We start from the raw sequence: 24678 nt of genomic DNA on the forward strand, positions 1-24678 counted from the left end.
GAAATCCGATTTGCAAACCCTTTTCGGGGATTATTGCGGTGCAACATGCACCAGACCGGGGCGACCTACAGCAGCAGCTTGGCGGCCAGGTCCTCCGCCGGCATAGGCCGCCCGAACAGGTAACCCTGGGCGTCGTCGCAGCCCATCTGCAGCAGCTGTTCGCGCTGCGCCGGCGTCTCCACCCCCTCGGCGATCACCCGAAGGTGCAGCAGGTGGCCCATGTTGATCACCAGCGCGGCGATGACCTGGTCCTCGGCGCGCTCGGTGAGGCCGGTGATGAAGGCGCGGTCGATCTTCAGCCGGTCGATCGGCAGGCGCTGAAGGTGGCTGAGCGAGGAGTAGCCGGTGCCGAAATCGTCGATGGCCACGCCGGTACCCATCTCGCGCACCTGCTGCAGCACGCGGGACAGGCCCAGCGTGTCTTCCATCATCAGGCTCTCGGTGACCTCCAGCTCGAGCATGGAAGGATCGACCGAGGTCTCCTGCAGCACGCCGCGCAGCATCGGCACGAAATCCGGATCCTTGAGCTGGCGCATCGAGACATTGACCGCCATGCGCAACCGGCGGCCGGTCTGCCGCGTCCACAGCTGCTGCTGGCGGCAGGCCTCGCGGAGGATCCACTCGCCCATGGCGACGATCAGCCCGGAATCTTCAGCCGCCGGGATGAAGGACAGCGGCGGAACCAGTTCCTGCGCCGAACGCTGCCAGCGGACCAGGGCCTCGACCCCGAACACCTCGCCGCTGGCGAGCGTCACCTGCGGCTGGTAGAACAGCTTCAGGCACTGCCGCTCGACCGAATAGCGCAGCTCGCGGATGGTCTGCAGGCGCCGCTGCAGGGCGCGCTCCAGCCCATCGTCGAAGAACTGGAACGAGGAGCGACTGACCCGCTTGGCCTGCTTGAGCGCAATGCCCGCATTGCGGAACACCACCGAGGGCTCGGCGCCATGCTGCGGGAAGCGCGCGATGCCGAGCGACATCGACAGCGGAATCTCGTTGCCATCGATCTCGATGTTGTGCTCCAGCCGCCGGGCCAGCTCGCGCAGGCGCGCCTCGAGATCGGCCTGCTCGCCTTCGTGGAGCAGGGCGAAGGTATCGGCCGAGATCCGGGCGATGAAGCTCTGCTGGCCGAACACCGCGCGCATGATCGCCCCGGCGGCCTGCAGCGTGCGGTCGCCGATCTCGTGGCCGAGTCCGTCGTTGACCGCCTGGAAGTTGTCGATGTCGGCCACCACCAGGCTGAAGCGCGCGTCCTCGGCGCCCCGACGCTCGATCTCGCGCTCGAAGGCGGCCCGATTGGGCAGGCGGGTCAGGCGATCCCAGTAGGCGAGGTCCTCCAGCGCCTCGAAGAGATGCGCGTTGTCGAATCCCACCGCGATGTTGATCGAGAACAGTTCCAGCAGCTTGCGATCCAGGTCCGAGAGCTGCTTGCGGGTGGTGATATGCACACACAGGGCTTCGCCGCGGGGAGAGCGGATGTAGAGCGCGGCACGATCGGCAGCGAAGAAGCTTTCGCGTCGCGCCAGGACCCGTTCGACATCCGCGACCAGCTGCGAATGGCCCACTTCCTCGACCGGCAGGCCACGGAAGGCCGCGAAGCGGCCGGAGCCGGCCAGCACCCGGGCCGGGCCTGCTCCGGCAACGGCGGACTGCACGCAGACCACGCCATCGTCGGGGGTCTGCAGCAGGGAGCAGATCTGGATGAGCACGCCGCTGGAGAACCGCCCTACCGCCTGCACGGCAAGCAGGTTGGAAGCCGCGCCGATGATCTCCTCCAGGCCCCGCCGGTTGGCCTCGATGGTGCGGATCTGCTCGTAGGAACGCAGCGCCGACGCCAGCGTGGTGATCAGGCGTGTCGAGGTCAGCTCCGACTTGGCCTTGTAGTCGTTGATGTCATAGCGCTGGACCACGTCCAGTTCCGGGGCATAGCCCGGTTGTCCGGTGCGCAGGATGATCCTGACCGCCCGGTCGGCCAGGGTGTCGCGGATATAGCCGACCAGCTCAAGGCCGGCATCGTCGGCCTCCATGACCACGTCGAGCAGGACGCAGCTGTAGCGGTGCGCCGCCATCATCTCGCGTGCCTGGGCGGCAGAAAAAGCGGAATCGAACCTCAATCCGCGATCGAACAGCCTCACCCCGCGCAGGGCGAAGGTCGTCGCCCGGTGGATCTCCTCATCGTCGTCGACGATCAGGATCCGCCAGGATTCCCGCGGCTCCACCGCCGGTGGCGGCCCGGGCTCTGCATCGTCCAGGAACTGCAGCAGATCCTCGTCATGCATCGAGCAGCCCGCCGTCCGTCGCCCACCACTGCCTCCTCACGCCAGACCCCCCTGCCGCTGCATGACCTGTCGACCTGCGGGCCGACCCCGGATGATTCGACGCATGATCCTGCCACGAGGCCTGCCGCAGCGCCATGACCTCGCCCTGGCGCCCACTGGCGCGCAGCCGCCGGCGCGGGTAGCGTTGGAGAAGGCCGCAGGGGCTCCCAGGGAGGACGGATGGAAAAGATCTGGCTCAAACACTACCCGGCCGGAGTGCCGGCCACGGTCGACACCAGCGGCTATTCCTCGGTCGTGGCGCTCATCGAGGAAAGCTTCCGCAAGTACGGCGACAACCCGGCCTACGTGTGCATGGGGCGCAGCATCAGCTTCGCCGACCTCGACCGGCTCTCGGCCCGCTTCGGCGCCTTCCTGCAGTCCCGCGGACTGCAGCGCGGAGACCGGGTCGCGGTCATGCTGCCCAACGTGCTGCAGTATCCGGTGGCCGCCGCAGCCGTGCTGCGGGCGGGCTTCGTCCTGGTCAACGTCAACCCGCTTTACACCCCCCGCGAGCTGCGCCACCAGATGGAGGACTCCGGGGCGAAGGCGATCGTGGTGCTGGAGAACTTCGCCGCCACGGTCGAGAAGGTGCTGCCCGACACCGGACTGAAGCTGGTCGTGGTGTGCTCGATGGGCGATCTGCTGGGCTTTCCCAAGGGCGCCATTGTCGACTTCATGGTGCGCAGGGTGAAGAAGCTGGTGCCGCCTTTCTCCCTGCCCACAGCCGTCTCCTTCAAGCAGGCCATGGCCGAGGGCGCCCGCGGCAGCCTCAGCCCGGCGACCCTCGAGCAGGACGATGTCGCCGTGCTGCAGTACACGGGCGGCACCACCGGCGTGGCCAAGGGCGCGGTGCTGCTGCATCGCTCGCTGATCGCCGCCCTGCTCAGCTCGGAGGCCTGGATGCAGCCGGGGCTCAAGCGCCGGCCGACCAGCGGTCCGCTGACCATCCTCTGCGCACTGCCGCTGTACCACGTCTTCGCCTTCGTCACCTGCGGCCTGCTGGGGATGCGTACCGGCGGCTGCAACATCCTGATCCCCAACCCGCGCGACATCCCGGGGCTGGTCGCGACGCTCAAGCAGCACCGGATCAACATCTTCCCTGCGGTGAACACCCTGTTCAACGCGGTGGCCAATCACCCGGACGCGGCCACTGTCGACTGGTCCGAGCTGCTGATCTCCAACGGTGGCGGCACGGCGATCCAGCAGGCGGTGGCTGAGCGTTGGCTGGCGCTGACCGGCTGCCCGGTGGTGGAAGGCTACGGGCTGTCTGAGTCGTCGTCGGGCATCACCTGCAACCCCACCGACAGCGATGCCTACACCGGGACGATCGGCATGCCGATGCCCAACGCCGACCTCCGACTGGTCGACGACGAAGACCAGGATGTGGCCCCGGGCCAGCCGGGCGAGATCGCCCTCAAGAGCCCGCAGATGATGGCCGGCTACTGGCAGCGCCCCGAAGAAACCGCCAAATCGATGACCGAGGACGGATACTTCAAGACCGGCGACATCGGCGTGATCGACGAGCGCGGCTACCTGAAGATCGTCGACCGCAAGAAGGACATGATTCTGGTCTCCGGCTTCAACGTGTATCCGAACGAGGTCGAGGCCGTGGCCGCGGGCTGCCCCGGCGTGCTCGAGACCTGCGCCATCGGCGTGCCCGACGAGGCCAGCGGCGAGGCAGTGAAGCTGTTCGTGGTGAGGAAGGACCCGGCCCTGACCATCGAGGCGGTCAAGGCCTACCTTTCCGAGCACCTAACGGGCTACAAGAAGCCCAGGCATATCGAGTTCCGCGACGAACTGCCGAAAACGCCGGTCGGCAAGATCCTGCGCCGCGAGCTGCGCGACGAGGAAATGAAGAAGCGCAGCGCCTGATCCGATTGCCGCGTCGGCACGAAGCCGACGCGTCAGCCGACGCCGGACTCAGAACTCCAGTCGCAGTCCAAGGCTCCAGTACGCCTGGGACGTGTTGGCCAGCCCGAACAACCGACGGTACGACACGAAGCCCGACGTGCCTCCGGCGCGCAGCCAGGACAGGGTAAGGCCGGCATCACCATAGCGGCTGTCCACCGCGCCCCCCGGCAGCAGGAAGGCCGTGCCGGCCGGGTCATTGACGAAGCGGCCACGAAGCGACTCGGCCTCGTCCTCGAACTGCAGGACCCAGGCCGCATCGAACTGCGGCAGGAGGACGCCCCAGCGGGTGGAGATCGCCCACTGTGCGCTTCCGCCCAGCCGCGCGATCAGCGAGCGGATGGTCTGCTCCTGAATGGCCACCGCAAAGGCATCCGAGCCGTCGGTGGCACGTTCGGAGAAGCCGTCGATCCCGAAGCGGCTGTACTCGAACGCGGCCCGCGGCCCGAAGCTGGCGGCGCCCCGCTGCCAGTCCCAGCCGGCGGACACGCTGGCGGTGAGCAATTCGGTGTCGGAATCCGCCGCAAGGACGTCGACCGCTTCGAGGGACTCGTCGTCGGTCACGGCGGAGAAGCGCGCCACCCGTGACTGGTCAAGGCTGCCGCGTCCCCAGCCCAGACTGGCATCGACAAATCCCTGCCCGAAGCCCCGGCTGGCATACCCGACAATCGAAGTCTGGCGCAGTTCGAGAGCGCCGGCACCCGCATCGAGGTCGGCATCGAATCGCGTATGGGCCAGCGCCATGCCGAGCACCCAGCGGCCTGTTCCCGGGCGCCAGTCCGCACCCAGCAGGAAGGTGTCACTGTCGCTGTCGAATCCGCTTTCCAGCTGCGTCGCGTCGCGATCGGCGTCGCCGCGGGTATAGGTCGCAAAGACGCCGATGCCGCGTCCGAGCAGCCCGGCTGCCTCGTCCTCGGCAGCCGCCAGAGGCAGGAAGCCCAACACCCCATCCAGGCCATCGGCCTGCAGCGCAAGCCCCTGCCCCGCGCCGCCGCGCACCGCCTGGAGCCTGCGCCCCACCGAACCCAGCTGGCCACCCGCCAGAGAGCGGAATCCCCGACGCTGACTGGAAAGCTCCTCGCCCAGAACGCCGCGCAGGGTGTCGACCAGCTGCCTTGCGGCGCCGGGGTCACGCAGGGCCAGCCGCAGCAGCTGGCAGCGGCGCTGCAGCTCGCTGCCCGGCGGCGGGCGACTGGTCGCACAGAGCTGGGCGAGGCTGCTCAGCTGCGACTGGACCAGCGGATCAGGCGTGTTCTCGATGATCAGTGCCAATCGATCGCGCAGGGCAGCAGGATCGTCATCGTCATCGCGAATCAGCACCGTGAAACTGCTGGGCGTGCCCAACCGATAGCAGGGACTCGGGCGCAGCACCACGCGCAGGTCCTCATCGGGCTCGGGCCGATCATCGTCGATGATCTGGATGCGCACCTCGGCGCGCATGCCGCCCTCGGGAATCGGCGGGATCATGTCCAGCAGGCGGAAGTCCTCGCCTTCCCGCGCGCTGCCGCCGGCCAGGTCGACCTCGACGCAGACGCCGCCGGGTGGCGCCGGCCGGTCGAGTCGCAGCTCGACCCGCACCGGGTCGCGGGAACCTTCGGTGGCGATCGCACGGCTGACGGCCACGCTGAGTGTGGGCGGCTCCTGCTGCGCCATCGCAGCGCCGACCGGCAACCAGGCAAGCAGCGCGAGGCTGCAGATCCGAAGAGTGGCGTTCATGCTTCCCCCTCTGAACACTATGTTCAACCGCCAGCAGGCGGGACCCCGGGGCATGATCGCGCGTTGTTCAGCCGCTGGCCACCCTTGCCTGGTCGGGCCACAGTCCGCGGATGGCGGCGATACCCTGCGCGCCGCAGGCGCGGGCGGCGGGAAGGTCTTCAGGAACCAGGCCGCCGAGGGCGTAGATCGGCAGCGCGCAGCGTGCGCGCAGCGCGACGAATTCCTCCCAGCCGAGGGGGCGGGCGCCCGGGTGGGTGGCGGTGGACGCCACCGGCCCCAGCAAGACCGCATCGAGATCGAGCGATGCCGCGCGCGCGAGCTCGCTGGCGTCGTGGCAGGAGGCCGTGATCGCGTCCAGCCCGTACAGCTCGGCGCGCTCGACAGTCGCCAGCATCGACGAACGCAGGTGCAGTCCGCAGCCCAGCCTGCGCGCCTCGTCCGGCTCGCCATTGAGAAGCACCTCGATGCCCGCGGCGCGCAGCCGCGCCAGCTGGGCGGCGAGCAGCCCGATGGCCGCGCTGCGCTCCCACTGCGGCAGCCGCCACTGCAGGCGCAGCGGACTGCCTTGGGCGATCAGCCGGTCAAGACCGCGAACCAGCGCCTCCGTTCGGTCTGCAGCCAGATCAGGGGTAATGGCATAGCAGGCGGGATCGAGCAGCGCCGCGGTCACCGGCAGGTCGGCGGGCGGCATCGAATAGGCGCGGAGCCGCTCCGCCGCGACCCAGGCCAACGCCTGTCCCTCGCGCCCGTGGGCCTCGCCCTTGAAAGCCTGCACCTCGAAGGCGCAGAGCCTCCAGGGACCACGTGCCCCGGTCTGGGGCACCTCGATCAGCGCCGAGATGCCGCCGATGACGACGCCCAGTTCCTCTTCAAGCTCGCGGCGCAGGGCCTCTTCCAGCGACTCGCCGGGCTCGGCCTTGCCGCCCGGATACTCCCACCTGCCCGCATGCTCACCGCGCGTGCGCTGGGCCAGCAGGATGCGCCCCTCGGCGTCGCGGAGGATGCCGGCGACGACCTTGGCCTCATGGCTGGAGGGGGGGGATGGGCGATCCGTCATCGCGCCAACTCCTGCAGCGGCGGTGACGCGGAACCACCTGTCCCGCGCTGTTGCGAATCACCAATCACGAATCACGGGCTGGGCGCGCTGCCCGGCCAGCGGGCCTGCATGCCCGCTGCCGTTCGAGGGCGCGCGAGGCTGCGCCTCGCTGGCGCGCCCTCTCACCCCAGCTGCCCGTGGCAATGCTTGTACTTCTTGCCGCTGCCGCAGGGACAGGGCTCGTTCCGGCCAACCTTGGGCGCCTCGCGGGTCATCGGCGAGGCCTGGCCGGACTGCGCGGCCAGCACCTGGGCCGCTTCCTCGTCGGCGCTGTAGCCGCCGGCGCTTTCGTGCTGGAAGCGCAGGCGGTCAGCCTGGGCCTGCTGCCGGCGCCGCTCCTCTTCCTCGAGGCGGGCAACTTCCTCCTCGCTTCGGATGCGCACGCGAGCCAGCAGGGTGATCAGGTCGCGCTTGACCTTGTCCAGCATCTCGGAGAACAGCTCGAAGCTCTCGCGCTTGTACTCCTGCTTCGGCTGCTTCTGCGCATAGCCACGCAGATGGATGCCCTGGCGGAGGTAGTCCATGCGCGCAAGGTGCTCCTTCCAGCTCTGGTCGAGCACGTTGAGCATCAGGTGCTTCTCGAGCTGGCGCATCATCTCGGCGCCCACCTGCTCTTCCTTCGCAGCGAACACCTGGTTGCCCAGCTCGCGGATGCGCTCGGCAATGACCTCGGCCGTGAGGTCCTCGTCGGCCTCCGCCATCGCCTTGAGGTCGACGCGCAGCCCGAAATCGGACTCCAGTTCGCGCTCAAGGCCGGGTAGGTCCCACTGCTCGTCGATCGAGCCGGGCGGCACGTGCTTGTGCACCGTCGCGGTGAACACGTCATCGCGGATGCCGAGCACGCTGTCGTGGACGTCCTCGGCTTCGAGCAGATCGTTGCGCTGCTCGTAGATGACCTTGCGCTGGTCGTTGGAGACGTCGTCGAAATCGAGGAGGTTCTTGCGGATGTCGAAGTTGTGCGCCTCGACCTTGCGCTGCGCCTTCTCGATCTGCCGGCTGACCAGCTTGTCCTCGATGGCGTCGTCTTCCTTCATGCCGAGGAAGGCCATCGCCTTCTGCACCCAGTCGGCAGCGAAGATGCGCATCAGGTTGTCTTCGAGAGACAGGTAGAAGCGCGAGCTGCCCGGGTCGCCCTGGCGACCGGAGCGGCCGCGCAGCTGGTTGTCGATGCGCCGCGACTCGTGGCGCTCGGTGCCGATGATGTGCAGACCGCCGGCCTCCAGCACCTTGGCGTGACGCTCCTTCCACTGCGCCTTGACCTTCTCGACGTCGGCCGGATCGGGGTTCTCGCCCAACTCGTGCAGCTCGGCCTCGAGGTTGCCACCCAGCACGATGTCGGTACCGCGGCCGGCCATGTTGGTGGCGATGGTCACCGCCCCCGGGCGTCCGGCCTGGGCCACGATCTGCGCTTCGCGTTCGTGCTGCTTGGCGTTCAGCACCTCGTGCGGGATCTTCTCGTTGGTGAGGATCTGCGCAATCAGCTCGGAGACCTCGATCGAGGTGGTACCGACCAGCACAGGCTGGCCGCGCTTGTGGCAGTCGCGGATATCCTCGACCACGGCGCGGAACTTGGCCTCCTTCTTCAGGAAGACGAGGTCGGGGGTGTCCTTGCGAACCATCGGCCGGTGGGTGGGGATCACCACCACCTCGAGTCCGTAAATGGTCTGGAACTCGTAGGCCTCGGTGTCGGCCGTGCCGGTCATGCCGGCGAGCTTGCCGTACATGCGGAAGTAGTTCTGGAAGGTGATGCTGGCCAGCGTCTGGTTCTCGCGCTGGATCGGCACGCCTTCCTTGGATTCGACGGCCTGGTGCAGGCCATCCGACCAGCGCCGACCCGGCAGGGTGCGGCCGGTGAACTCGTCGACAATCACCACCTCGCCGTCGCGGACGATGTAGTCGACGTCGCGCTGGAAGAGGTGGTGGGCGCGGAGGGCCGCATTGAGATGGTGGACGACCTGGATGTTCTGGCCGTCGTACAGGCTGTCGTCGGCGCCGATGATCCCGGCCTCGCGCAGCAGGGCCTCGGCGTGCTCCATGCCCTGCTCGGACAGGTGCACCTGCTTGCCCTTCTCGTCAACGTAGAAGTCGCCCTCGGCGTCCTCGCTGGCCTGGCGCTGCAGCTCCGGCACCACCCGGTTGACGCGGATGTAGAGCTCGGGCGACTCGTCGGCCGGTCCGGAGATGATCAGCGGCGTACGTGCCTCGTCGATCAGGATCGAATCGACCTCGTCGACGATGGCGAAGTTGAGCCCGCGCTGGAAACGGTCGTCCTTCGACAGCGCCATGTTGTCGCGCAGGTAGTCGAAGCCGAACTCATTGTTGGTGCCGTAGGTGATGTCGGACCCGTAGGCGCCCTTCTTGTCGGCGTGCGGCATGCCCGGATAGACCACGCCCACCGACAGACCCAACCAGTTGTAGACCTTGCCCATCCAGGCGCTGTCGCGCTTGGCCAGGTAGTCGTTGACGGTGACCACGTGCACGCCCTTGCCGGACAGCGCATTGAGGTAGACCGGCAGGGTGGCGACCAGCGTCTTGCCCTCGCCGGTGCGCATCTCGGCGATCTTGCCGAGGTGCAGCACCATGCCGCCGATCAGCTGCACGTCGTAGTGGCGCATGCCGAGCACGCGGCGGGCCGCTTCGCGCATGACCGCGAAAGCCTCCGGCAGCAGCGCATCCAGCGTCTCGCCCTGTGCGTAGCGCTCCTTGAACTCGGCGGTCTTGCCCTTCAGGGCCTCGTCGTCGAGCGCCTGCATCTGCTGCTCGAGGCCGTTGATGCGGGTGACGTTCTTGGACAACTGCTTGAGCAGGCGCTCGTTGCGGCTGCCGAAGACGCTGGTCAGGAGTTTGTTGAGCATGGGAAGTCCGGCTGATGGCGCAGGGCGCCCGCCGCTGGCGGACGCAGAGAAGCGAAAGGCCGCGCGGGGCGGCCAGTCGGCTATTGTAACCTTGGGGCGCCTTCGCCGCGAATCAAGGCAGCGGAGGCAGGCCCGCCGCCGGCGGGCGCGGCGCTCAGCCGCGTGCCGGGCTGGCGCTCTTCAGGTAGGCGTGCGGGTTGACCGGACGGTCGTTCAGCCAGACCTCGAAGTGGACATGGACGCCGGTGGCACGGCCGGAGCGGCCCATCAGGCCGATCACTTCGCCGGCGCGGACCCGCTGCCCCGGCTCGACCAGGTTCTTCTGGTTGTGCGCATAGCGCGTCATGTAGCCGTTGCCATGGTCGATGTCGACCATGTTGCCGTAGCTCGGGTGACGACCGGAGAAGGCCACCACGCCGTCGGCCACGCTCAGCACATCCGAGCCCAGCGGTCCGCTGAAATCCATCCCGCGATGAAACTCGCGCTTGGCAGTGAAGGGGTCGCTGCGCATGCCGAAGCTCGACGAGGCGTAGCCGGCGCGGACCGGCAGGCCGGCCGGACGCAGCGCGGTGTCGACGTCGCGGTCGAGCAGGAGGTTCTCGAGCAGATCGAGCTGTTGGGTCTGGGTTTCGATGCGGCTGGCCAGTGCCTCCAGCGAAGCGCGCACACTTCGGTCGGCCGGCGTGCCGAAGTCGTCATAGGATTCCGGGCCGCCAAGCGCAGGGGCCTCGCTGAAGTTGAACTCGCCGTCGTCGAGCTGGGCCATCCGCGTCAGCCGCTCGCCGAGCGCGTTGAGCCGGGTGGACTGGGCCTGCAAGGCGCCCATCTGGGCGGCCATGGCGTTGAGCTCGCGATCGACCTGGGCACGCGCCTCGGCCAGCTCCTCGCTCTGAAGGGTCAGCTGGTCACGCATCTCGCCGATCTCGGCCAGGCCGCCATGGGAGCCGGCTCCACGCAGCAGCGCGCCGCCCGCCGCTCCGAGCGCCAGCACGCACAGCAGGGCAAGGCCCGCGGCGCCGATCAGGCGCGCGTCGTTGATGGCGAACTGCCGGGGAGCGCGGAGAAATTTCGCTACGATGATGATCTTCATTCGGCCTGTTATCCGTTCGTTTGCCCGTGCAGCCCACAGATCGATCATCGTTCAGACCGGCGCTAGGCGCCGCCCGCGACGACCGGCTCCGGTCGCTGGCCGAACGCGCCCAGGCTCTGGATGCGCTCGACCGGCGGCTGCGCCAGTCCCTGCCCCACGAACTTGCCCAGCGGGTCAGGCTGGCCAACGTCCGACAAGGCAGGCTTGTCTTTCTGGTCAGTGCCGCCAGCCTCTCTACCGCACTGCGCCTGCACACGCCCGAACTGCTGCGTGCCGCACGCGAAGCCGGAGTCGAGGCGTCGACTCTGACTGTGAAAGTGGCAACGATGCAGACCGTTCCCCCGGCCGAGACACCGCGTGCACCACCCCTCTCCTCTGCAGCGGGCAGGGAACTGCGCGCTGCGGCAGCTAGCGTGGCCGACCCGGATCTCCGGGACCAGCTGCTGCGAATGGCCATCCTGGCCGAAGAATAGTTCCGAAAACTTACCCCTCGGGCCTCCCGTGGAAAGCCCGCCGAGTCACAGTTCCAACGATTGCTGCGCGCCGGGCCCTCAGACGGAAGCCTGCGCGGGGTGCGCATAGGAGATCGGCGCAGTGGCAGGATCGGTGAAGGTCACCTCCTCCCAAGCACTTTTCTCCGCGCGCAGGGTGCGCAGCAGGAGGTTGTTGAGCTGGTGCCCCGACTTGTAGCCGTAGAAGGCACCGATGAGCGAGTGACCCAGCAGATACAGGTCACCGATCGCGTCGAGGATCTTGTGTTTGACGAATTCGTCCTCGTAGCGCAGACCATCCTCGTTCAGCACCCGGTAGTCGTCGAGCACGATGGCATTGTCCATCGAGCCACCGAGGCCGAGGTTGCGCTCGCGCAGCATCTCGACATCCTTCATGAAGCCGAAGGTGCGGGCGCGGCTGACTTCCTTCACGAAGGAGGTGGTCGAGAAGTCGATCTCGGCACTCGAGCTCGACTGGGTGAACATCGGATGCTTGAAATCGATCGAGAAACCGACCTTGAACCCGTCGAAGGGTTCGAACCGGGCCCACTTGTCGCCATCGCGGACGATGACCGGCTTCTTGATGCGAACGAAGCGCTTGGCGGCGGACTGCTCCTCGATCCCGGCCGACTGCACCAGGAACACGAAGGGGCCGGCCGAACCATCCATGATCGGCACTTCCGGCGCCGACAGGTCGACATAGGCATTGTCGATGCCAAGGCCCGCGAACGCGGACAACAGGTGCTCGACCGTCGATACCCGGACGCCATCCTGGATCAGGGTGGTCGACATATTGGTATCGCCGACCTTTTCCGCGCAGGCGCGGATCTCCACCGGCTCGGGGAGGTCTACGCGGCGGAACACGATGCCGGTGTCGACCGCAGCCGGGCGCAGGGTCATGTAGACCTTGTCGCCAGAGTGCAGGCCCACGCCAGTCGCGCGGATGGTGTTTTTGAGGGTTCTTTGTCTGATCATTATTGTGCGGTCTCCGGGGCAGGAGCGCGACAAAAGTGCCCGGAGAATAGCACAGCGCTCCCGATGAGCAACACCGAAAACGACACTTCGAGTGCTCGCTGTCGCTTTTCTGCAACAGCGGTCTGGCAAGCTCCGCTCGGAGACCCTGTGGTCGCCGGCGGCCGGGCTGCCGGTGCCGGACCCTCCCGGGCCCGGACCGGAACGGCTCCGCTGCGAGGCCGGAGCCGTCCCGTCGCGCTGGGTCAATCCGCCTGCCGACGCAGGAAGGCGGGGATATCGAGGTAGTCGAGCGAGTTGTCCGAAGCCGGCTCGGCGCGCGGGCGGCTGGGCGTCGGAGCCGGAGCCGGGGCCGCCATCGTCTCGGCCGCGGCCATTGCGTGCAGGTCGACCATGCCGGTGGTGGCATTGCGGACCAGCTTGACCTGCGGGCGCTGGACGACCTCGGAGCGGCTCTCCTGCCGGACCGGGGTGCGGGTGGCCATGCGGTTCAGGCCGGTGGCGACCACGGTAACCCGGACCTCATCCTGCATCTCGTGGTCAAGCACGGTGCCGATGACCACGGTGGCGTCCTCCGAGGAGAACTCCTCGATCGTGCGGCCGACCTCGTCGAACTCGCGCATGGTGAAGTCGGGGCCGGCGGTGATGTTGACCAGAATGCCGCAGGCGCCGGAGAGGTTGATGTCATCGAGCAGCGGATTGGAGACCGCGGCCTCGGCGGCCGCCATCGCACGGTCATCGCCACGGGCGTGGCCCGAACCCATCATCGCCATGCCCATCTCGCTCATCACGGTGCGGACGTCGGCGAAGTCGACATTGATCAGGCCGGGACGGACGATCAGGTCGGCGATGCCCTGCACCGCCCCCTGCAGCACGTCATTGGCCGCACGGAAGGCCTGCATCATGGTCGCTTCGCGGCCAAGCACGGTGATCAGTTTCTCGTTGGGGATGGTGATCAGCGAGTCGCAGTGCTGGGCCAGCTCGTCGATCCCCTTGAGCGCGACCTGCATGCGCCGACGACCCTCGAAGGGGAACGGTTTGGTGACCACGGCCACGGTCAGGATGCCCATCTCCTTGGCCAGCTGCGCCACCACAGGCGCGGCGCCAGTACCGGTGCCGCCGCCCATACCGGCGGTGATGAACACCATATCGGCGCCCTCGAGGCACTCGACGATGCGCTCGCGATCTTCCAGCGCCGCCTGCCGGCCGACCTCGGGATTGGCCCCGGCGCCAAGACCCTTGGTCACGTTGACGCCCAGCTGCAGGGTCGACTTGGCGCCGACGCCCTTGATGGCCTGGGCGTCGGTGTTGGCGCAGATGAACTCGACGCCCTCGACCTGGCTGTTGACCATGTGGGCGACTGCGTTGCCGCCGCCGCCGCCGACCCCGACGACCTTGATCACCGCATTGGGTGCGATCTTCTCGACGAACTCGAACATCTTCCTTCTCCTCGCAGAATGTGTTGAATCGATTTGCTTGTGTCGTTCTTCTTCTTGGAGGGCTTAGGGCCTAGGGGCCAGGCCCTAGGAAAGCGCCTCGCCCTGAGCCCTGAGCCCTGAGCCCTGAGCCCTGAGCCCTGAGCCCAGGCCCGGGCTCCTAAAACTCTCCACGCGCCCAGTTGCGCACCCGGCTCCACCAGGAGCCGACCCGCCCAACCGGCAAGACCGGACGGCGCGGGTGTTCGACCTGCGCCCCCCACAGCAGCAGGCCGACGCCGGTGGCATGCACCGGATTGCCGACCACTTCACCCAGGCCCTGCACGTACTGCGGGATGCCCACCCGCACCGGCATGTGCAGCATCTCCTCCGCCAGCTCGGCCACGCCCTCCATCCGCGCGGCGCCGCCGGTCAGCACCAGGCCGGCGCGGACCAGCTCCTCGAACCCGGAGCGGCGCAGCTCGGCCTGGACCATCTCGAAGATTTCCTCGTAGCGGTTCTGCACCGCCTCGGCCAGGGCCTGGCGGGCCAGCCGCCGCGGCGGCCGGTCGCCGACGCTGGGCACCTGGATGCTCTCCTCGGCCGTGGCCAGCTGGGCCAGGGCGCAGGCATAGCGCACCTTGATTTCCTCGGCATGCGGAGTCGGCGTGCGCAGCAGATGGGCGATGTCATTGGTGACCTGGTCGCCGGCGATCGGCAGCGAGGCCGAGTGGCGGATCGCCCCCTGCACGAACACCGCCATGTCGGTCGTGCCGGCGCCTATGTCGACCAGCACCACGCCGAGCTCCTTCTCGTCCGATGTCAGCGTCGCCGCGCTGGAGGCGATCGAGCTGAGCACCAGGTCGTCAACCTGGAGACCGCAGCGGTTGATGCACTTGCCGATGTTCGCCGCCGCCGACTGCGCGCCGACGATCAGGTGGGCACGCACCTCAAGCCGCACGCCGGACATGCCCACCGGATGGCGGATGCCTTCCTGGGAGTTGTCGACGATGTATTCCTGCGGAATGGCGTGGAGGATCTTCTGGTCGGAGGGAATGGCCACCGCCTTGGCAGCCTCCAGCACGCGTTCCATGTCGGCGTAGCTGACCTCGCCGTCACGGATCGGCACGATGCCCGGGGAGTTGCGGCACTGCACGTGGCTGCCGGATATCGAGGCGTAGACGCTGCGGATCTCGCAGCCGGCCATCAGCTCGGCCTCCTCGACCGCGCGCTGGATCGAGTTCACCGTGCTTTCGATGTCGACCACCACGCCGCGCTTGAGGCCGTGCGCGACATGGGAGCCGATGCCGATCACCTCGATCGGGCTGTCGGGGCTGTACTCGCCGACCAGCGCCACCACCTTCGAGGTGCCGACATCGAGTCCAACGATCAGGGATTTGTCGCCTTTGCGGTTCATGCTTGGGGATTCGGGATTCGGGATTCGGGATTCATCGGCGTCGCGCCGGCCGTCTCGGCCCAGCGCAGCGCGAAGCCGTTCGCGTAGCGCAGGTCGGCGCGCTCCAGCGGGCGCTGCTCGACCGCGCGCAGCTCGGCGAACAGCGGAACGAAGCGTTCAAGGCGCGCCATGGGATCACCGCGGCCGGCCATCACCACGGCGCCCTCGGCCAGACGGAAGGACCAGCTGCCGCGGGCAGACAGGCGCAGGCCGACCAGCTCGCTGCCATGCAGCGCAAACAGCGGCGCGGCAAGGCCATGGACACGCATCAACTCGGCAGCGTGCTGCTCGCCACCCTGGAACTCGGGCAGCGCAAGGCTGGCGGCATCGGCCGGCAGCGGAAACAGAAGGCCGCGGGCCGAGAGCAGCCGGTCCTCTCCCCAGCGTGCGAACGGCTGGTGCTCCTCGACGGTGATCTCGAGCCGGTTCGGCCAGACCTTGCGCACCTCGGCGGCGGCCACCCAATCCAGGCCGAGGACCGCACGGCGGACCTGGTCGAGGTCGACGGCAAAGAACCCCTGTCCGGCCGCCGGCGCCACCGCGGCGCGGATCTGTTCGGCGTCGACGCGACGGTACTCGGCGTGGATGCGCAGCTGCTCGATCGGCCAGCGATCGGCCGCCAGCCAGCCGTTCAGCACCGCCACCACCGGCAGCAGCACCAGACCCAGGGCCAGCATCCAGATCGCAAGGCGGGCGAGGACGCTCATTCGGCCGCCTCGACCTGGGCCAGTGTCTGGGAGAGGATCCGCCAGCACAGCTCGGGAAAGTCGATGCCGAGCTGGGCAGCGGCCTTGGGCACCAGCGAGTGGCTGGTCATCCCGGGCGCGGTGTTCACCTCGAGCAGCCAGTTGCGGCCGGCCTCGTCGCGCATCACATCGACCCGGCCCCAGCCGGCGCAGTCAAGGGCGCGGAAGGCAGCCAACGCCAGGCTTCGAAGGCCCGCCTCGTCGCCGCCCTCCAGCCCCGGGCACAGGTAGCGGGTGTCCTCGGCCACATACTTGGCGTGGTAGTCGTAGTACTCGCCGGCCGGGACGATCTGGATACTCGGCAGGGCCATCTCGCCAAGGATGCCGACGGTGAACTCGCCGCCCACCACCAGCTGTTCCATCAGCAGCTCGCCGGGGTAGCGGCGGGCCAGCTCGATGGCTGCGTCGAGATCGTCCTCGCTGAACACGCGACTGATGCCGACCGAAGAGCCTTCGCAGGCCGGCTTGACGATCACCGGCAGCCCCAGCTCGCGGGCCGCTGCGCGCACGTCCTGGCCGGGCAGCAGCCGGCGGTAGGCCGGCGTCGGCAGGCCGATCGACTGCCAGACCTGCTTGCTGCGGATCTTGTCCATCGACAGCGCTGAACCGAGCACACCCGAGCCGGTGAAGGGCACGCCACAGGCCGCAAGCAGCCCCTGCAACACGCCGTCCTCGCCGCCGCCGTGGCTGCCATGCAGCACGTTGAAGACGCGGTCGAAGCGGGTCTCGCGCAGGGCCTCGAGCAGGGCCGGAATGCCGTCGACCGGCGCCGCGTCGACGCCGCGCGAGCGCAGCGCCTCGAGCACGTTGCGCCCGGAATCAAGGGAGACCTCGCGCTCGCTGCTGGTACCACCCAGCAGGACCGCTACCCGCCCGAAATCGCCGGCCTGGGGCCCGTTCATGCCTGCTCTCCATCAAGCCCGTGCCGGGCGAGCTGCTGGGCTGCGCGTCCGATGTCGCCGGCGCCGAGCAGGATCAGGATGTCGCCGTCGCGCAGCACATCCGGCAGCACGCTGGCCAGCTCGCGCGGGTTTGCGACCAGCACCGGCTCGATCCGCCCGCGCGAGCGGATCGCCCGGGCCAGCGACTTGCCGTCGGCACCGACGATCGGCGCTTCGCCAGCGGGGTAGACCTCGGTCAAGACCAGGGCGTCGACGCTCGACAGCACGGCGGCAAACTCGTCGAGCAGGTCGCGGGTGCGCGAATAGCGGTGCGGCTGGAAGGCCACCACGAGGCGTCGGTCCGGCCAGCCTTCCCTTGCCGCCTCGAACACCACCTCCAGTTCCCGCGGGTGGTGGCCGTAATCGTCGACGAGCAGGGCGCTGCCGCCGCCGGGCAGGTCGATATCGCCAAGCAGGTTGAAACGCCGGCCGACTCCCTGGAACTGGCCCAGGGCGCGGGCAACCGTGGCGCTGGGGATCCCGAGCTGGTAACCGATCGCCGCGGCGGCCAATGCGTTCTGTACGTTGTGGCGGCCAGGCAGGCTGAGCTGCACCTCAAGCGGCTCGGCCTCGGGAAGGTGGAGCAGGAAGTCGGTACGGCTGGCCTGCTGGCGCAGCGCACTGGCGCGCACCTCGGCATCCTCGGACAGCCCGTACGTGACCACGTGGCGCGGCATCTCCTGGGCCAGGGCGCGCACCTCGTCGTCGTCGATGCAGAGCACGGCGAGTCCATAGAACGGCAACCGGTGCAGGAACTCCGAGAACGCGGCCTGCACGCGAGCGAAGTCGCCGCCGTAGTTCTCGAGGTGGTCGGCATCGATGTTGGTGACGACCGCCACCAGCGGGTTCAGGCGCAGGAAGCTTCCGTCACTCTCGTCGGCCTCGGCCACCAGCCATTCGCCCTGACCGAGTCCGGCATTGCGGCCCGCGGCGAGCAACTGGCCACCGATCACGAAGGTGGGATCGAGGCCGCCCTCGCTGAGCACGCTGGCGACCAGGCTGGTCGTCGTGGTCTTGCCGTGGGTGCCGGCGATGGCGATGCCTCGGCGAAATCGCATCAGTTCGGCCAGCATTTCGGCGCGCGGCACCACCGGGATACGCCGCTGGCGGGCAGCCAGCAGCTCGGGATTGCCGGCGGCGATCGCGCTCGAGGTCACCACGACATCCACATCGCGCAGGTGTTCGGCGCGATGGCCGACAAAGATCTGGGCGCCAGCCTCGCGCAGGCGTTCCAGGGCCGGGCCGTCGGCGAGGTCGGAACCGGAGACGTCGTAGCCCAGCGTGCACAGCACCTCGGCAATGCCGCTCATGCCAACGCCGCCGACGCCGATGAAATGCACCCGGCGGAAGGCCGCCGCGATGTCGCCGCCCTGCTCGAGTCGCTTCATGGGCGTGCCTCCGAGAGCACGGCCTCGGCGACCCTGACGGCAGCGTCGCGATGTGCCAACGCACGGGCGCGGACGGCCAGCTCGGCCAGGCCGCTCCGATCCGACAGTCGCGACATGGCCGCGGCCAGACGATCGTCCAGGCCCTCGCCTTCGACCAGCAAATGGGCGGCGCCGGCCTCGACCAGATAGCCGGCATTGAGTGTCTGGTGGTCGTCGACCGCGTGCGGGAAGGGCACCAGCAGGGCGCCGACACCGGCCGAGGCCAGTTCGGCGATGGTCAGCGCACCGGCCCGGCAGACCACGAGATCGGCCCAGCCATACGCCTCGGCCATATCCTTGATGAATGGCTCGACCTGCGCTTCGACCTCGGCCTCTGAATAGGCCTTCCGGGCGGTCTCGACCATCTTTTCCCCGCACTGGTGGCGTACGGTCCAGCCGGCTTCCAGCCCGGCCAGCGCGCGCGGCACCGCGGCGTTCAGCGCACGGGCCCCCTGGCTGCCGCCCAGCACGAGCAGGCGCAGCGGCCCTTCGCGTCCGGCAAATCGCTCGGTCGGTGCGGGCAGCGCGGCAATCTCGGCGCGCACCGGATTGCCCACCACCTCCAACTTGGGCGAGCGTGGGAAGGCGCCGGGGAAGCCACACAGCACGCGCCTGGCCAGCTTCGCCAGCCAGCGGTTGGTCAGGCCAGGCACGCGGTTCTGCTCGTGCACGCATAGCGGAACCCGCAGCAGCCAGGCCGCCAGGCCACCGGGCCCGGCGGCGTAACCACCGAAGCTGATGGCGCTGCGCGGTCGGGTGCGGCCCATAAGCCGGATCGCGGCGAACAGGGAGCGGGCCAGCATCAGCGGCGCGGTAAGCAGCGTGCGCATCCCCTTGCCGCGAAGTCCACGCACCGGAAGGGTCGCGATCTCGACGCCATGCTCCGGCACCAGCCGGGTTTCCAGCCCACCCTCGGCGCCCAGCCAGAGCACCGGCACGTCACGGGCGCGCAGTTCCGCCGCCAGGGCGAGGCCCGGGAAGATGTGGCCGCCGGTGCCGCCGGCCATGATCAGCACGGGCGCCATCAGACGGTTTCTCCGAGCTGGGGTTCGACGCGCAGGCGGACATTGCGCCCCAGCCGCAGCGGTGCGTTGATCGCGGGCGGCGGCAGGGGCACTTCTTCGATCTCCTCGATCTGCAGCGGGCGCGGCTCGCCACGGTGCAGGGCCACCTGGCGCTGACTGCGGTCCAACTCGTAGCTGACCCGCAGCAACACGCCGAGGGCAGCGCAGGTCATCAGCACGCTGGAGCCGCCGGAAGACACCAGCGGCAGGGTCAGGCCCTTGGTCGGCAGCAGGCCAAGGTTGACGCCGATCGACACGAAAGCCTGGAGCCCGAGCCAGAGTCCGACACCGAAAGCGCAGAAGCCGGCGAAGGTGCGGCCCATCTCGACCCCGCGCAGGCCGATCTGCATCGCCCGGCCGACCAGCACCACGAACAGCCCGATCACCAGCAGGATGCCGGCAAAGCCCAGTTCTTCCGCGATCACCGCGAAAATGAAATCGGTATGCGCCTCGGGCAGGTAGAACAGTTTCTGCACGCTGCCGCCGAGGCCGACGCCCAGCCACTCGCCACGGCCGATGGCAATCAGGGCCTGGGTCAGCTGGAAGCCGTCCTTGAACGGATCGGCCCAGGGGTCGAGGAAGGAGGTGAGCCGGCGTACGCGATAGGACTCGGACACCGCGGCCCAGGCCAGCAGCGGCAGCGCGCACAGCGCCGGGACCAGGACGTGGACGATGCGCACGCCGCCCAGCCAGATCATGCCGGCGGTGATCGCCAGCAGCAGGGCCGCCGAGCCGAAGTCCGGCTGCATCAGCAGCAGGACGGTCATCGCGCCGACCACGGCGAAGGGCTTGAGCGCGCCCATCATGCTGGTCTGCACCTGGTCGCGGTAGCGGGCGAGATAGCTCGCGGTCCAGATGATCAGCAGGAGCTTGACCGCCTCGACCGCCTGGAAGCCGGTGATCCCGAGGTTGAGCCAGCGCTGGGCGCCATTCACCGTCCGTCCGAGACCCGGAATGAATACCGCCAGCAGGAGCAGGAACCCCAGCAGCAGCAGCATGCGGCTGTAGCGCTCCAGCTCGCGCAGCTCGTAGCGCGCCAGCGCCAGGCCAAGTCCGAGGCCTGCGGCGAGAAAGACCACGTGGCGGATCAGGAAATGGAAGTCGTCGACCTTGAGCCCCTCGGCCACGGCCAGCGAACTGGAGCCGATCATCACCACGCCCAGCGAGGCCAGCGCGGCGGCGGCGAGCAGGACGACGCGGTCATAGCGACCCTCGATCTCCTCGGCCCTCAGTGCCTGGTGGAAGCGCTCGTTGCCCATCAGCGCACCTTCAGCGTGGCAAGCCCGACCAGCACCAGAACCACGGTGATGATCCAGAAGCGGACGATTACCCGCGGCTCGGGCCAGCCCTTGAGCTCGAAGTGGTGGTGGATCGGCGCCATGCGGAAGACCCGCCGGCCGGTGAGCTTGAAGCTCGCCACCTGGATCATTACCGAGAGGGTCTCGACGACGAAGATCCCGCCCATGATCACCAGCACCAGCTCCTGGCGGACGATCACCGCGATCGCGCCGAGCGCCGCACCGAGGGCCAGCGCCCCGATGTCTCCCATGAACACCTGGGCGGGGTAGGTGTTGAACCAGAGGAAGCCGAGGCCGGCGCCCGCAATGGCCGCGCAGACGATGGTCAGCTCGCCGGCGCCCGGGATCGCCGGGATCTGCAGGTAGTTGGCGAATACCGCATGCCCGGAGGCGTAGGCGAAGATGCCCAGGGCGCCGGCAACCAGCACGCAGGGCATGATCGCCAGACCATCGAGGCCATCGGTCAGGTTGACCGCGTTGGAGAAGCCGACGATCCAGAAGTAGGCCACCGCGATGAAGGCAATGCCCAGCGGCAGGGCGACGTTCTTGAACAGGGGAATGGTGAACTCGGTGGCTGCGGGCACGTCCGCGGTGACGAACAGGACGACCGCCGCAGCCGCACCGAACAGCGACTGCAGCAGGTATTTGTGCTTGGCGCGCAGACCCTTGGGGTCGCGGCGCACGACCTTGATCCAGTCGTCCAGCCAGCCGACCAGGCCGAAGCCGACCAGGACGCCGAGCACCACCCAGACATAGCGGTTGGAGAGGTCGGCCCAGAGCAGGGTCGAAAGGATCACCGCCAGCAGGATCAGCGCCCCGCCCATGGTCGGGGTGCCGGCCTTGGACAGGTGCGACTGCGGCCCATCGCTGCGGATCGGCTGGCCGCCCTTGAGCCGGCGCAGGAAGTTGATCACCGGCAGGCCCAGCCACAGCGAGAGGCCCAGCGCGGTCAGCGCCGAGAGGATGGCGCGGAAGGTGATGTAGGCGAACAGGGCGAAGCCGCTGTCCAGCGCGCGCAGCCATTCGGCCAGTTCAAGCAGCATGGCTGTCCTCCTCGTCGGGTGCGAGCGCCTGGACCAGGCGATCCATGCGCGATCCGCGCGAGCCCTTGACCAGCACGTTGGCGCCGGGCACCAGAGCGCCGCGCAGCGCCGTGAGCAGCGCCTCCTGGGTGTCGAAATGCTCGCCGCCGGCGCCGAAGCCCTCGGCCGCTGCGCGCGACAGCGGGCCGGTGCAGAGCAGGCGCTCGATGCCGGCGCTACGGGCCCGTTCGCCTGCCTCGTGGTGCAGCGCCACGGCCTGCTCCCCCAGCTCGCGCATGTCGCCAAGCACCAGCACGCGGGGCGGGCTCTGGGCGGCGAGGAAGGCGATCGCAGCAGCCAGCGAACCGGGGTTGGCGTTATAGCTGTCGTCGATCAGGGTCATGCCGTCCGCAAGCGGGATCCGGCGCAGCCGCCCGCCGACCGCGCTGACCCGCGACAGGCCGGCGACGATGGCCTCAGGGCCGACGCCCGCGGCATGGGCCATGGCCGCGGCGGCCAGCGCATTCATCACGTTGTGCCGCCCCCCCAGGGGCAGGCGCAGCGCCCTCTCCTGCTCGCCAAGCTGGAGGACGAACTCGCTGTGCCCGGCATCCAGCCGCAGCTCGCGCGCCATGACCTCCGCCGGCACCTCGATGCCGAAACGCAGCCGCGGCTGTGCCGGCGGCAGGCGTTGCTCGAACCAGGTGCCGAAGGCATCGTCGGCATTGATCACCGCCACGCCATCGACGGGCAGGGCGGCATAGATCGCCCCCTTGGTCTGGGCGACACCGAGCAGCGAACCCAGCCGCTCCAGATGGGCCGGGCCGACATTGTTGACCAGGGCCACCTGCGGCATGGCGATGGCGGCGAGGTGGGCGATATCGCCCGGCTGCCCCGCGCCCAGCTCATACACGGCGAAGCGCGCGTCCTCGGGCTGGTCGATCACCGCCAGCGGCATGCCCAGCTCGTTGTTGCGATTCCCGGGAGTCGCCCAGGTCGGGCCCACCTGTTCCAGGATCGAGGCCAGCAGGGTCTTGACCGTGGTCTTGCCGTTCGAGCCGGTCAGCGCCAGGACCTGGGTGCGGCGCTCGCGGCGCAGGGCCGCAGCCAGCTGGGCCAGGGCGTGCAGCGCGTCGGTCACGCGCAGCTGGGGGAGCACGACATCGGAACGGGGCGTTGTCACCAGCGCCGCCGTGGCGCCCCGCTCCATCGCCTGGGGCAGGAAGTCGTGGCCATCCGCGCGTTCGCCGCGCAGGGCGACGAACAGGTCGCCCGGGCGCAGCTCGCGGGAGTCGGTGACCACACGCTCGATGCGCAGCTCGGCCTCGCCCTTGGGCACGGCCACCCCGACGCTGTGGGCAATGAATGCGAGGGAGAGCGGCTTCATGCGGCGCGCGCCTCCAGCCAGCTGGCGGCGGTCGCCGCATCGTCAAAGGGCCGCTTCCGGCCAGCGGATTCCTGATAGGCCTCATGCCCCTTGCCGGCGATCAGCACGGCGTCGTCGGCGCCAGCCCCGTCGAGTGCCAGCGCGATCGCCGCCGCGCGGTCGCGCTCGATGCGCACGGCCTGCGGCCTCTCGAAGCCTTCGAGGATGGCGGCAACGATGGCATCGCCATCCTCGCCGCGCGGGTTGTCGTCGGTGACCACCACCAGATCGGCGCCCTGCTCGGCGATCGCCGCCATCAGCGGACGCTTGCCGGGGTCGCGCTCGCCACCGCAGCCGAACACGCAGATCAGGCGGCCAGTGACATGGCTGCGCAGCGAAGCCAGCGCCTGCTGCAGGGCATCCGGCGTGTGCGCGTAGTCGACCACTACCAGCGGCTGACCCGGCGCGGCCTCGATGCGCTGCATGCGACCACGCACTGGCGCCAGGCGTCCGAGGCTCGAAGCGACCTCGGCCAGCGGCCGCCCCAGGGCGCGCAGGCAGCCGGCGACCAACATGAGGTTGTCGACATTGAAGCGGCCGACCAGGGCAGCATGCAGGGCGAAGCGCTGGGCGCCCTCGACCAGATCGAAGTGCAGGCCATCCGCGGCGCAGCGAACCTGTTCGGCACGCAGGCGCGCTGCCGGGTTGCCGGCGGCGCTGACCGTCCAGGCATCGAGCGCCGGATCCAGGCCACCGGCCAGCTCGCGGCCGAAGCCGTCATCGAGGTTGATCACCGCGGCGCGCAGGCCGGGATGGGCGAACAGGCGCGCCTTGGCGGCGCCGTAGGCCTCCATGCTGCCGTGATAGTCGAGATGGTCGCGGGTCAGGTTGCTGAAGGCGGCCACATCGAAGCGGATGCCGTCGACGCGGCCCTGGTCCAGGGCATGCGAGGACACTTCCATCGCCGCGCTGCGCGCGCCGCGCTGTTCGAGATCGGCCAGCAGTCGATGCACGCTGAGCACATCCGGTGTGGTCCGCTCGCCTTCGAGCCGCCAGTCAGCAAGACCAACGCCCAACGTGCCGATATGGCCGCAGGGTGCGAAGTCCGGCGTGCCGGACAGGGCCTGGGCCAGTAGCTGGACGCAGGAGGTCTTGCCATTGGTACCGGTGACCCCAAGCAGGCGCAGCCGCGCCGAGGCATCGCCATAGCGCCGCCTGGCCAGTTCACCCAGCCGCGCGCGCAGGCCGGCGACGACGATCAGGTCATCGGCCGCCGGCAGTTCGCCGGCGCCCTCGGGCTCGACCAGCACCGCAAGCACGCCCGCGGCGCGCACCGTCGGCAGGAACTCGATGCCGTGGCGGCGGCTGCCGGGAAGGGCGACGAACACATCGCCGCGCCCGGCCTCGCGGCTGTCGATCACCAGCTCGCCAACCTCGCCGCTGGCCAGGGCGGCCGGCGCGTCGACGATGCCATCGAGCAGGGTCGCAAGACTCATGCGC

The 24678-nt window shown here is 68.9% G+C and carries 18 protein-coding genes; 2 read left to right on the plus strand and 16 right to left on the minus strand.

Translation table 11 applies throughout. From position 1 onward, the window contains the following. Positions 1-65: 65 nt before the first annotated feature. The gene (locus tag M0G41_RS09705; RefSeq protein WP_248208692.1) at positions 66-2276 is read right to left on the minus strand and encodes a putative bifunctional diguanylate cyclase/phosphodiesterase; all 2211 of its coding nucleotides are present in this window, start codon (positions 2274-2276) and stop codon (positions 66-68) included. A 219-nt stretch (positions 2277-2495) separates the two neighbouring features. Here M0G41_RS09705 and M0G41_RS09710 point away from each other — a divergent pair, with 219 nt between their 5' ends. Further along, a complete protein-coding gene (locus M0G41_RS09710; protein WP_248208693.1) occupies positions 2496-4187 on the plus strand; it encodes a long-chain-fatty-acid--CoA ligase in 1692 nt (563 codons plus the stop codon). 48 nt (positions 4188-4235) lie between these two features. On the opposite strand, the gene M0G41_RS09715 is transcribed toward M0G41_RS09710, so the two are convergent. From M0G41_RS09715 to M0G41_RS09730, 4 genes are all read right to left on the minus strand, one after another. Next, complete coding sequence (locus tag M0G41_RS09715; RefSeq protein ID WP_248208695.1) at positions 4236-5939, minus strand: autotransporter outer membrane beta-barrel domain-containing protein; 1704 nt, start codon at positions 5937-5939, stop codon at positions 4236-4238. A 67-nt stretch (positions 5940-6006) separates the two neighbouring features. After that, positions 6007-6996, minus strand: coding sequence for a Nudix family hydrolase (locus M0G41_RS09720; RefSeq protein ID WP_248208698.1), 990 nt, complete (start codon positions 6994-6996; stop codon positions 6007-6009). A gap of 161 nt (positions 6997-7157) precedes the next feature. After that, entirely contained in the window at positions 7158-9890 is a 2733-nt protein-coding gene (secA, locus tag M0G41_RS09725) for a preprotein translocase subunit SecA (protein ID WP_248208699.1), read from the minus strand. Positions 9891-10044: 154 nt separating this feature from the next. Next, the gene (locus tag M0G41_RS09730) at positions 10045-10980 is read right to left on the minus strand and encodes a M23 family metallopeptidase (RefSeq protein WP_248208700.1); all 936 of its coding nucleotides are present in this window, start codon (positions 10978-10980) and stop codon (positions 10045-10047) included. Positions 10981-11006: 26 nt separating this feature from the next. Between M0G41_RS09730 and M0G41_RS09735 the strand changes: the two genes are divergently transcribed. Next, a complete protein-coding gene (locus M0G41_RS09735) occupies positions 11007-11453 on the plus strand; it encodes a DciA family protein (protein WP_248208701.1) in 447 nt (148 codons plus the stop codon). 78 nt (positions 11454-11531) lie between these two features. Here the strand turns inward: M0G41_RS09735 and lpxC are convergent, their stop codons facing one another. From lpxC to M0G41_RS09790, 11 genes are all read right to left on the minus strand, one after another. Then, positions 11532-12446: a UDP-3-O-acyl-N-acetylglucosamine deacetylase gene (gene lpxC / locus M0G41_RS09740; RefSeq protein ID WP_248208703.1), complete on the minus strand. Its 915-nt coding sequence runs from the start codon at positions 12444-12446 to the stop codon at positions 11532-11534. 242 nt (positions 12447-12688) lie between these two features. Next, the gene (gene ftsZ / locus M0G41_RS09745) at positions 12689-13882 is read right to left on the minus strand and encodes a cell division protein FtsZ (protein WP_248208704.1); all 1194 of its coding nucleotides are present in this window, start codon (positions 13880-13882) and stop codon (positions 12689-12691) included. A 157-nt stretch (positions 13883-14039) separates the two neighbouring features. After that, complete coding sequence (ftsA, locus tag M0G41_RS09750) at positions 14040-15275, minus strand: cell division protein FtsA (protein ID WP_248208706.1); 1236 nt, start codon at positions 15273-15275, stop codon at positions 14040-14042. Further along, positions 15272-16021 carry a cell division protein FtsQ/DivIB gene (locus M0G41_RS09755; RefSeq protein ID WP_248208708.1) on the minus strand — a complete coding sequence of 250 codons (750 nt, stop codon included), beginning with the start codon at positions 16019-16021 and terminating at the stop codon, positions 15272-15274. Before M0G41_RS09755 ends, ftsA begins: the two co-directional genes overlap by 4 nt. Beyond that, the gene (locus M0G41_RS09760; RefSeq protein ID WP_248208713.1) at positions 16018-16962 is read right to left on the minus strand and encodes a D-alanine--D-alanine ligase; all 945 of its coding nucleotides are present in this window, start codon (positions 16960-16962) and stop codon (positions 16018-16020) included. The genes M0G41_RS09755 and M0G41_RS09760 overlap by 4 nt, the downstream gene beginning before the upstream one ends. Next, positions 16959-18389 (minus strand): UDP-N-acetylmuramate--L-alanine ligase, encoded by a 1431-nt coding sequence (murC, locus tag M0G41_RS09765; protein ID WP_248208714.1) that lies wholly within the window; start codon positions 18387-18389, stop codon positions 16959-16961. Before murC ends, M0G41_RS09760 begins: the two co-directional genes overlap by 4 nt. Next, complete coding sequence (gene murG / locus M0G41_RS09770) at positions 18386-19453, minus strand: undecaprenyldiphospho-muramoylpentapeptide beta-N-acetylglucosaminyltransferase (protein WP_248208716.1); 1068 nt, start codon at positions 19451-19453, stop codon at positions 18386-18388. Before murG ends, murC begins: the two co-directional genes overlap by 4 nt. Beyond that, a complete protein-coding gene (ftsW, locus tag M0G41_RS09775) occupies positions 19453-20751 on the minus strand; it encodes a putative lipid II flippase FtsW (protein WP_248208719.1) in 1299 nt (432 codons plus the stop codon). The genes murG and ftsW overlap by 1 nt, the downstream gene beginning before the upstream one ends. After that, the gene (gene mraY / locus M0G41_RS09780; protein WP_248208722.1) at positions 20751-21833 is read right to left on the minus strand and encodes a phospho-N-acetylmuramoyl-pentapeptide-transferase; all 1083 of its coding nucleotides are present in this window, start codon (positions 21831-21833) and stop codon (positions 20751-20753) included. Before mraY ends, ftsW begins: the two co-directional genes overlap by 1 nt. Beyond that, entirely contained in the window at positions 21823-23199 is a 1377-nt protein-coding gene (locus M0G41_RS09785) for a UDP-N-acetylmuramoyl-tripeptide--D-alanyl-D-alanine ligase (RefSeq protein ID WP_248208725.1), read from the minus strand. The genes mraY and M0G41_RS09785 overlap by 11 nt, the downstream gene beginning before the upstream one ends. Further along, a complete protein-coding gene (locus M0G41_RS09790) occupies positions 23196-24674 on the minus strand; it encodes a UDP-N-acetylmuramoyl-L-alanyl-D-glutamate--2,6-diaminopimelate ligase (protein ID WP_248208727.1) in 1479 nt (492 codons plus the stop codon). The genes M0G41_RS09785 and M0G41_RS09790 overlap by 4 nt, the downstream gene beginning before the upstream one ends. Positions 24675-24678 lie beyond the last annotated feature (4 nt).

The sequence above is a fragment of the Pseudomarimonas salicorniae genome (genome assembly GCF_023156535.1).
GTDB lineage: Bacteria > Pseudomonadota > Gammaproteobacteria > Xanthomonadales > Xanthomonadaceae > Pseudomarimonas > Pseudomarimonas salicorniae.

Coding starts and splice junctions, on each gene's coding strand:
- M0G41_RS09705 (WP_248208692.1), bottom strand. CDS start 2,276: ATGCATGACGAGGATCTGCTGCAGTTCCTGGACGATGCAGAGCCCGGG.
- M0G41_RS09710 (WP_248208693.1), top strand. CDS start 2,496: ATGGAAAAGATCTGGCTCAAACACTACCCGGCCGGAGTGCCGGCCACG.
- M0G41_RS09715 (WP_248208695.1), bottom strand. CDS start 5,939: ATGAACGCCACTCTTCGGATCTGCAGCCTCGCGCTGCTTGCCTGGTTG.
- M0G41_RS09720 (WP_248208698.1), bottom strand. CDS start 6,996: ATGACGGATCGCCCATCCCCCCCCTCCAGCCATGAGGCCAAGGTCGTC.
- secA (WP_248208699.1), bottom strand. CDS start 9,890: ATGCTCAACAAACTCCTGACCAGCGTCTTCGGCAGCCGCAACGAGCGC.
- M0G41_RS09730 (WP_248208700.1), bottom strand. CDS start 10,980: ATGAAGATCATCATCGTAGCGAAATTTCTCCGCGCTCCCCGGCAGTTC.
- lpxC (WP_248208703.1), bottom strand. CDS start 12,446: ATGATCAGACAAAGAACCCTCAAAAACACCATCCGCGCGACTGGCGTG.
- ftsZ (WP_248208704.1), bottom strand. CDS start 13,882: ATGTTCGAGTTCGTCGAGAAGATCGCACCCAATGCGGTGATCAAGGTC.
- ftsA (WP_248208706.1), bottom strand. CDS start 15,275: ATGAACCGCAAAGGCGACAAATCCCTGATCGTTGGACTCGATGTCGGC.
- M0G41_RS09755 (WP_248208708.1), bottom strand. CDS start 16,021: ATGAGCGTCCTCGCCCGCCTTGCGATCTGGATGCTGGCCCTGGGTCTG.
- M0G41_RS09760 (WP_248208713.1), bottom strand. CDS start 16,962: ATGAACGGGCCCCAGGCCGGCGATTTCGGGCGGGTAGCGGTCCTGCTG.
- murC (WP_248208714.1), bottom strand. CDS start 18,389: ATGAAGCGACTCGAGCAGGGCGGCGACATCGCGGCGGCCTTCCGCCGG.
- murG (WP_248208716.1), bottom strand. CDS start 19,453: ATGGCGCCCGTGCTGATCATGGCCGGCGGCACCGGCGGCCACATCTTC.
- ftsW (WP_248208719.1), bottom strand. CDS start 20,751: ATGGGCAACGAGCGCTTCCACCAGGCACTGAGGGCCGAGGAGATCGAG.
- mraY (WP_248208722.1), bottom strand. CDS start 21,833: ATGCTGCTTGAACTGGCCGAATGGCTGCGCGCGCTGGACAGCGGCTTC.
- M0G41_RS09785 (WP_248208725.1), bottom strand. CDS start 23,199: ATGAAGCCGCTCTCCCTCGCATTCATTGCCCACAGCGTCGGGGTGGCC.
- M0G41_RS09790 (WP_248208727.1), bottom strand. CDS start 24,674: ATGAGTCTTGCGACCCTGCTCGATGGCATCGTCGACGCGCCGGCCGCC.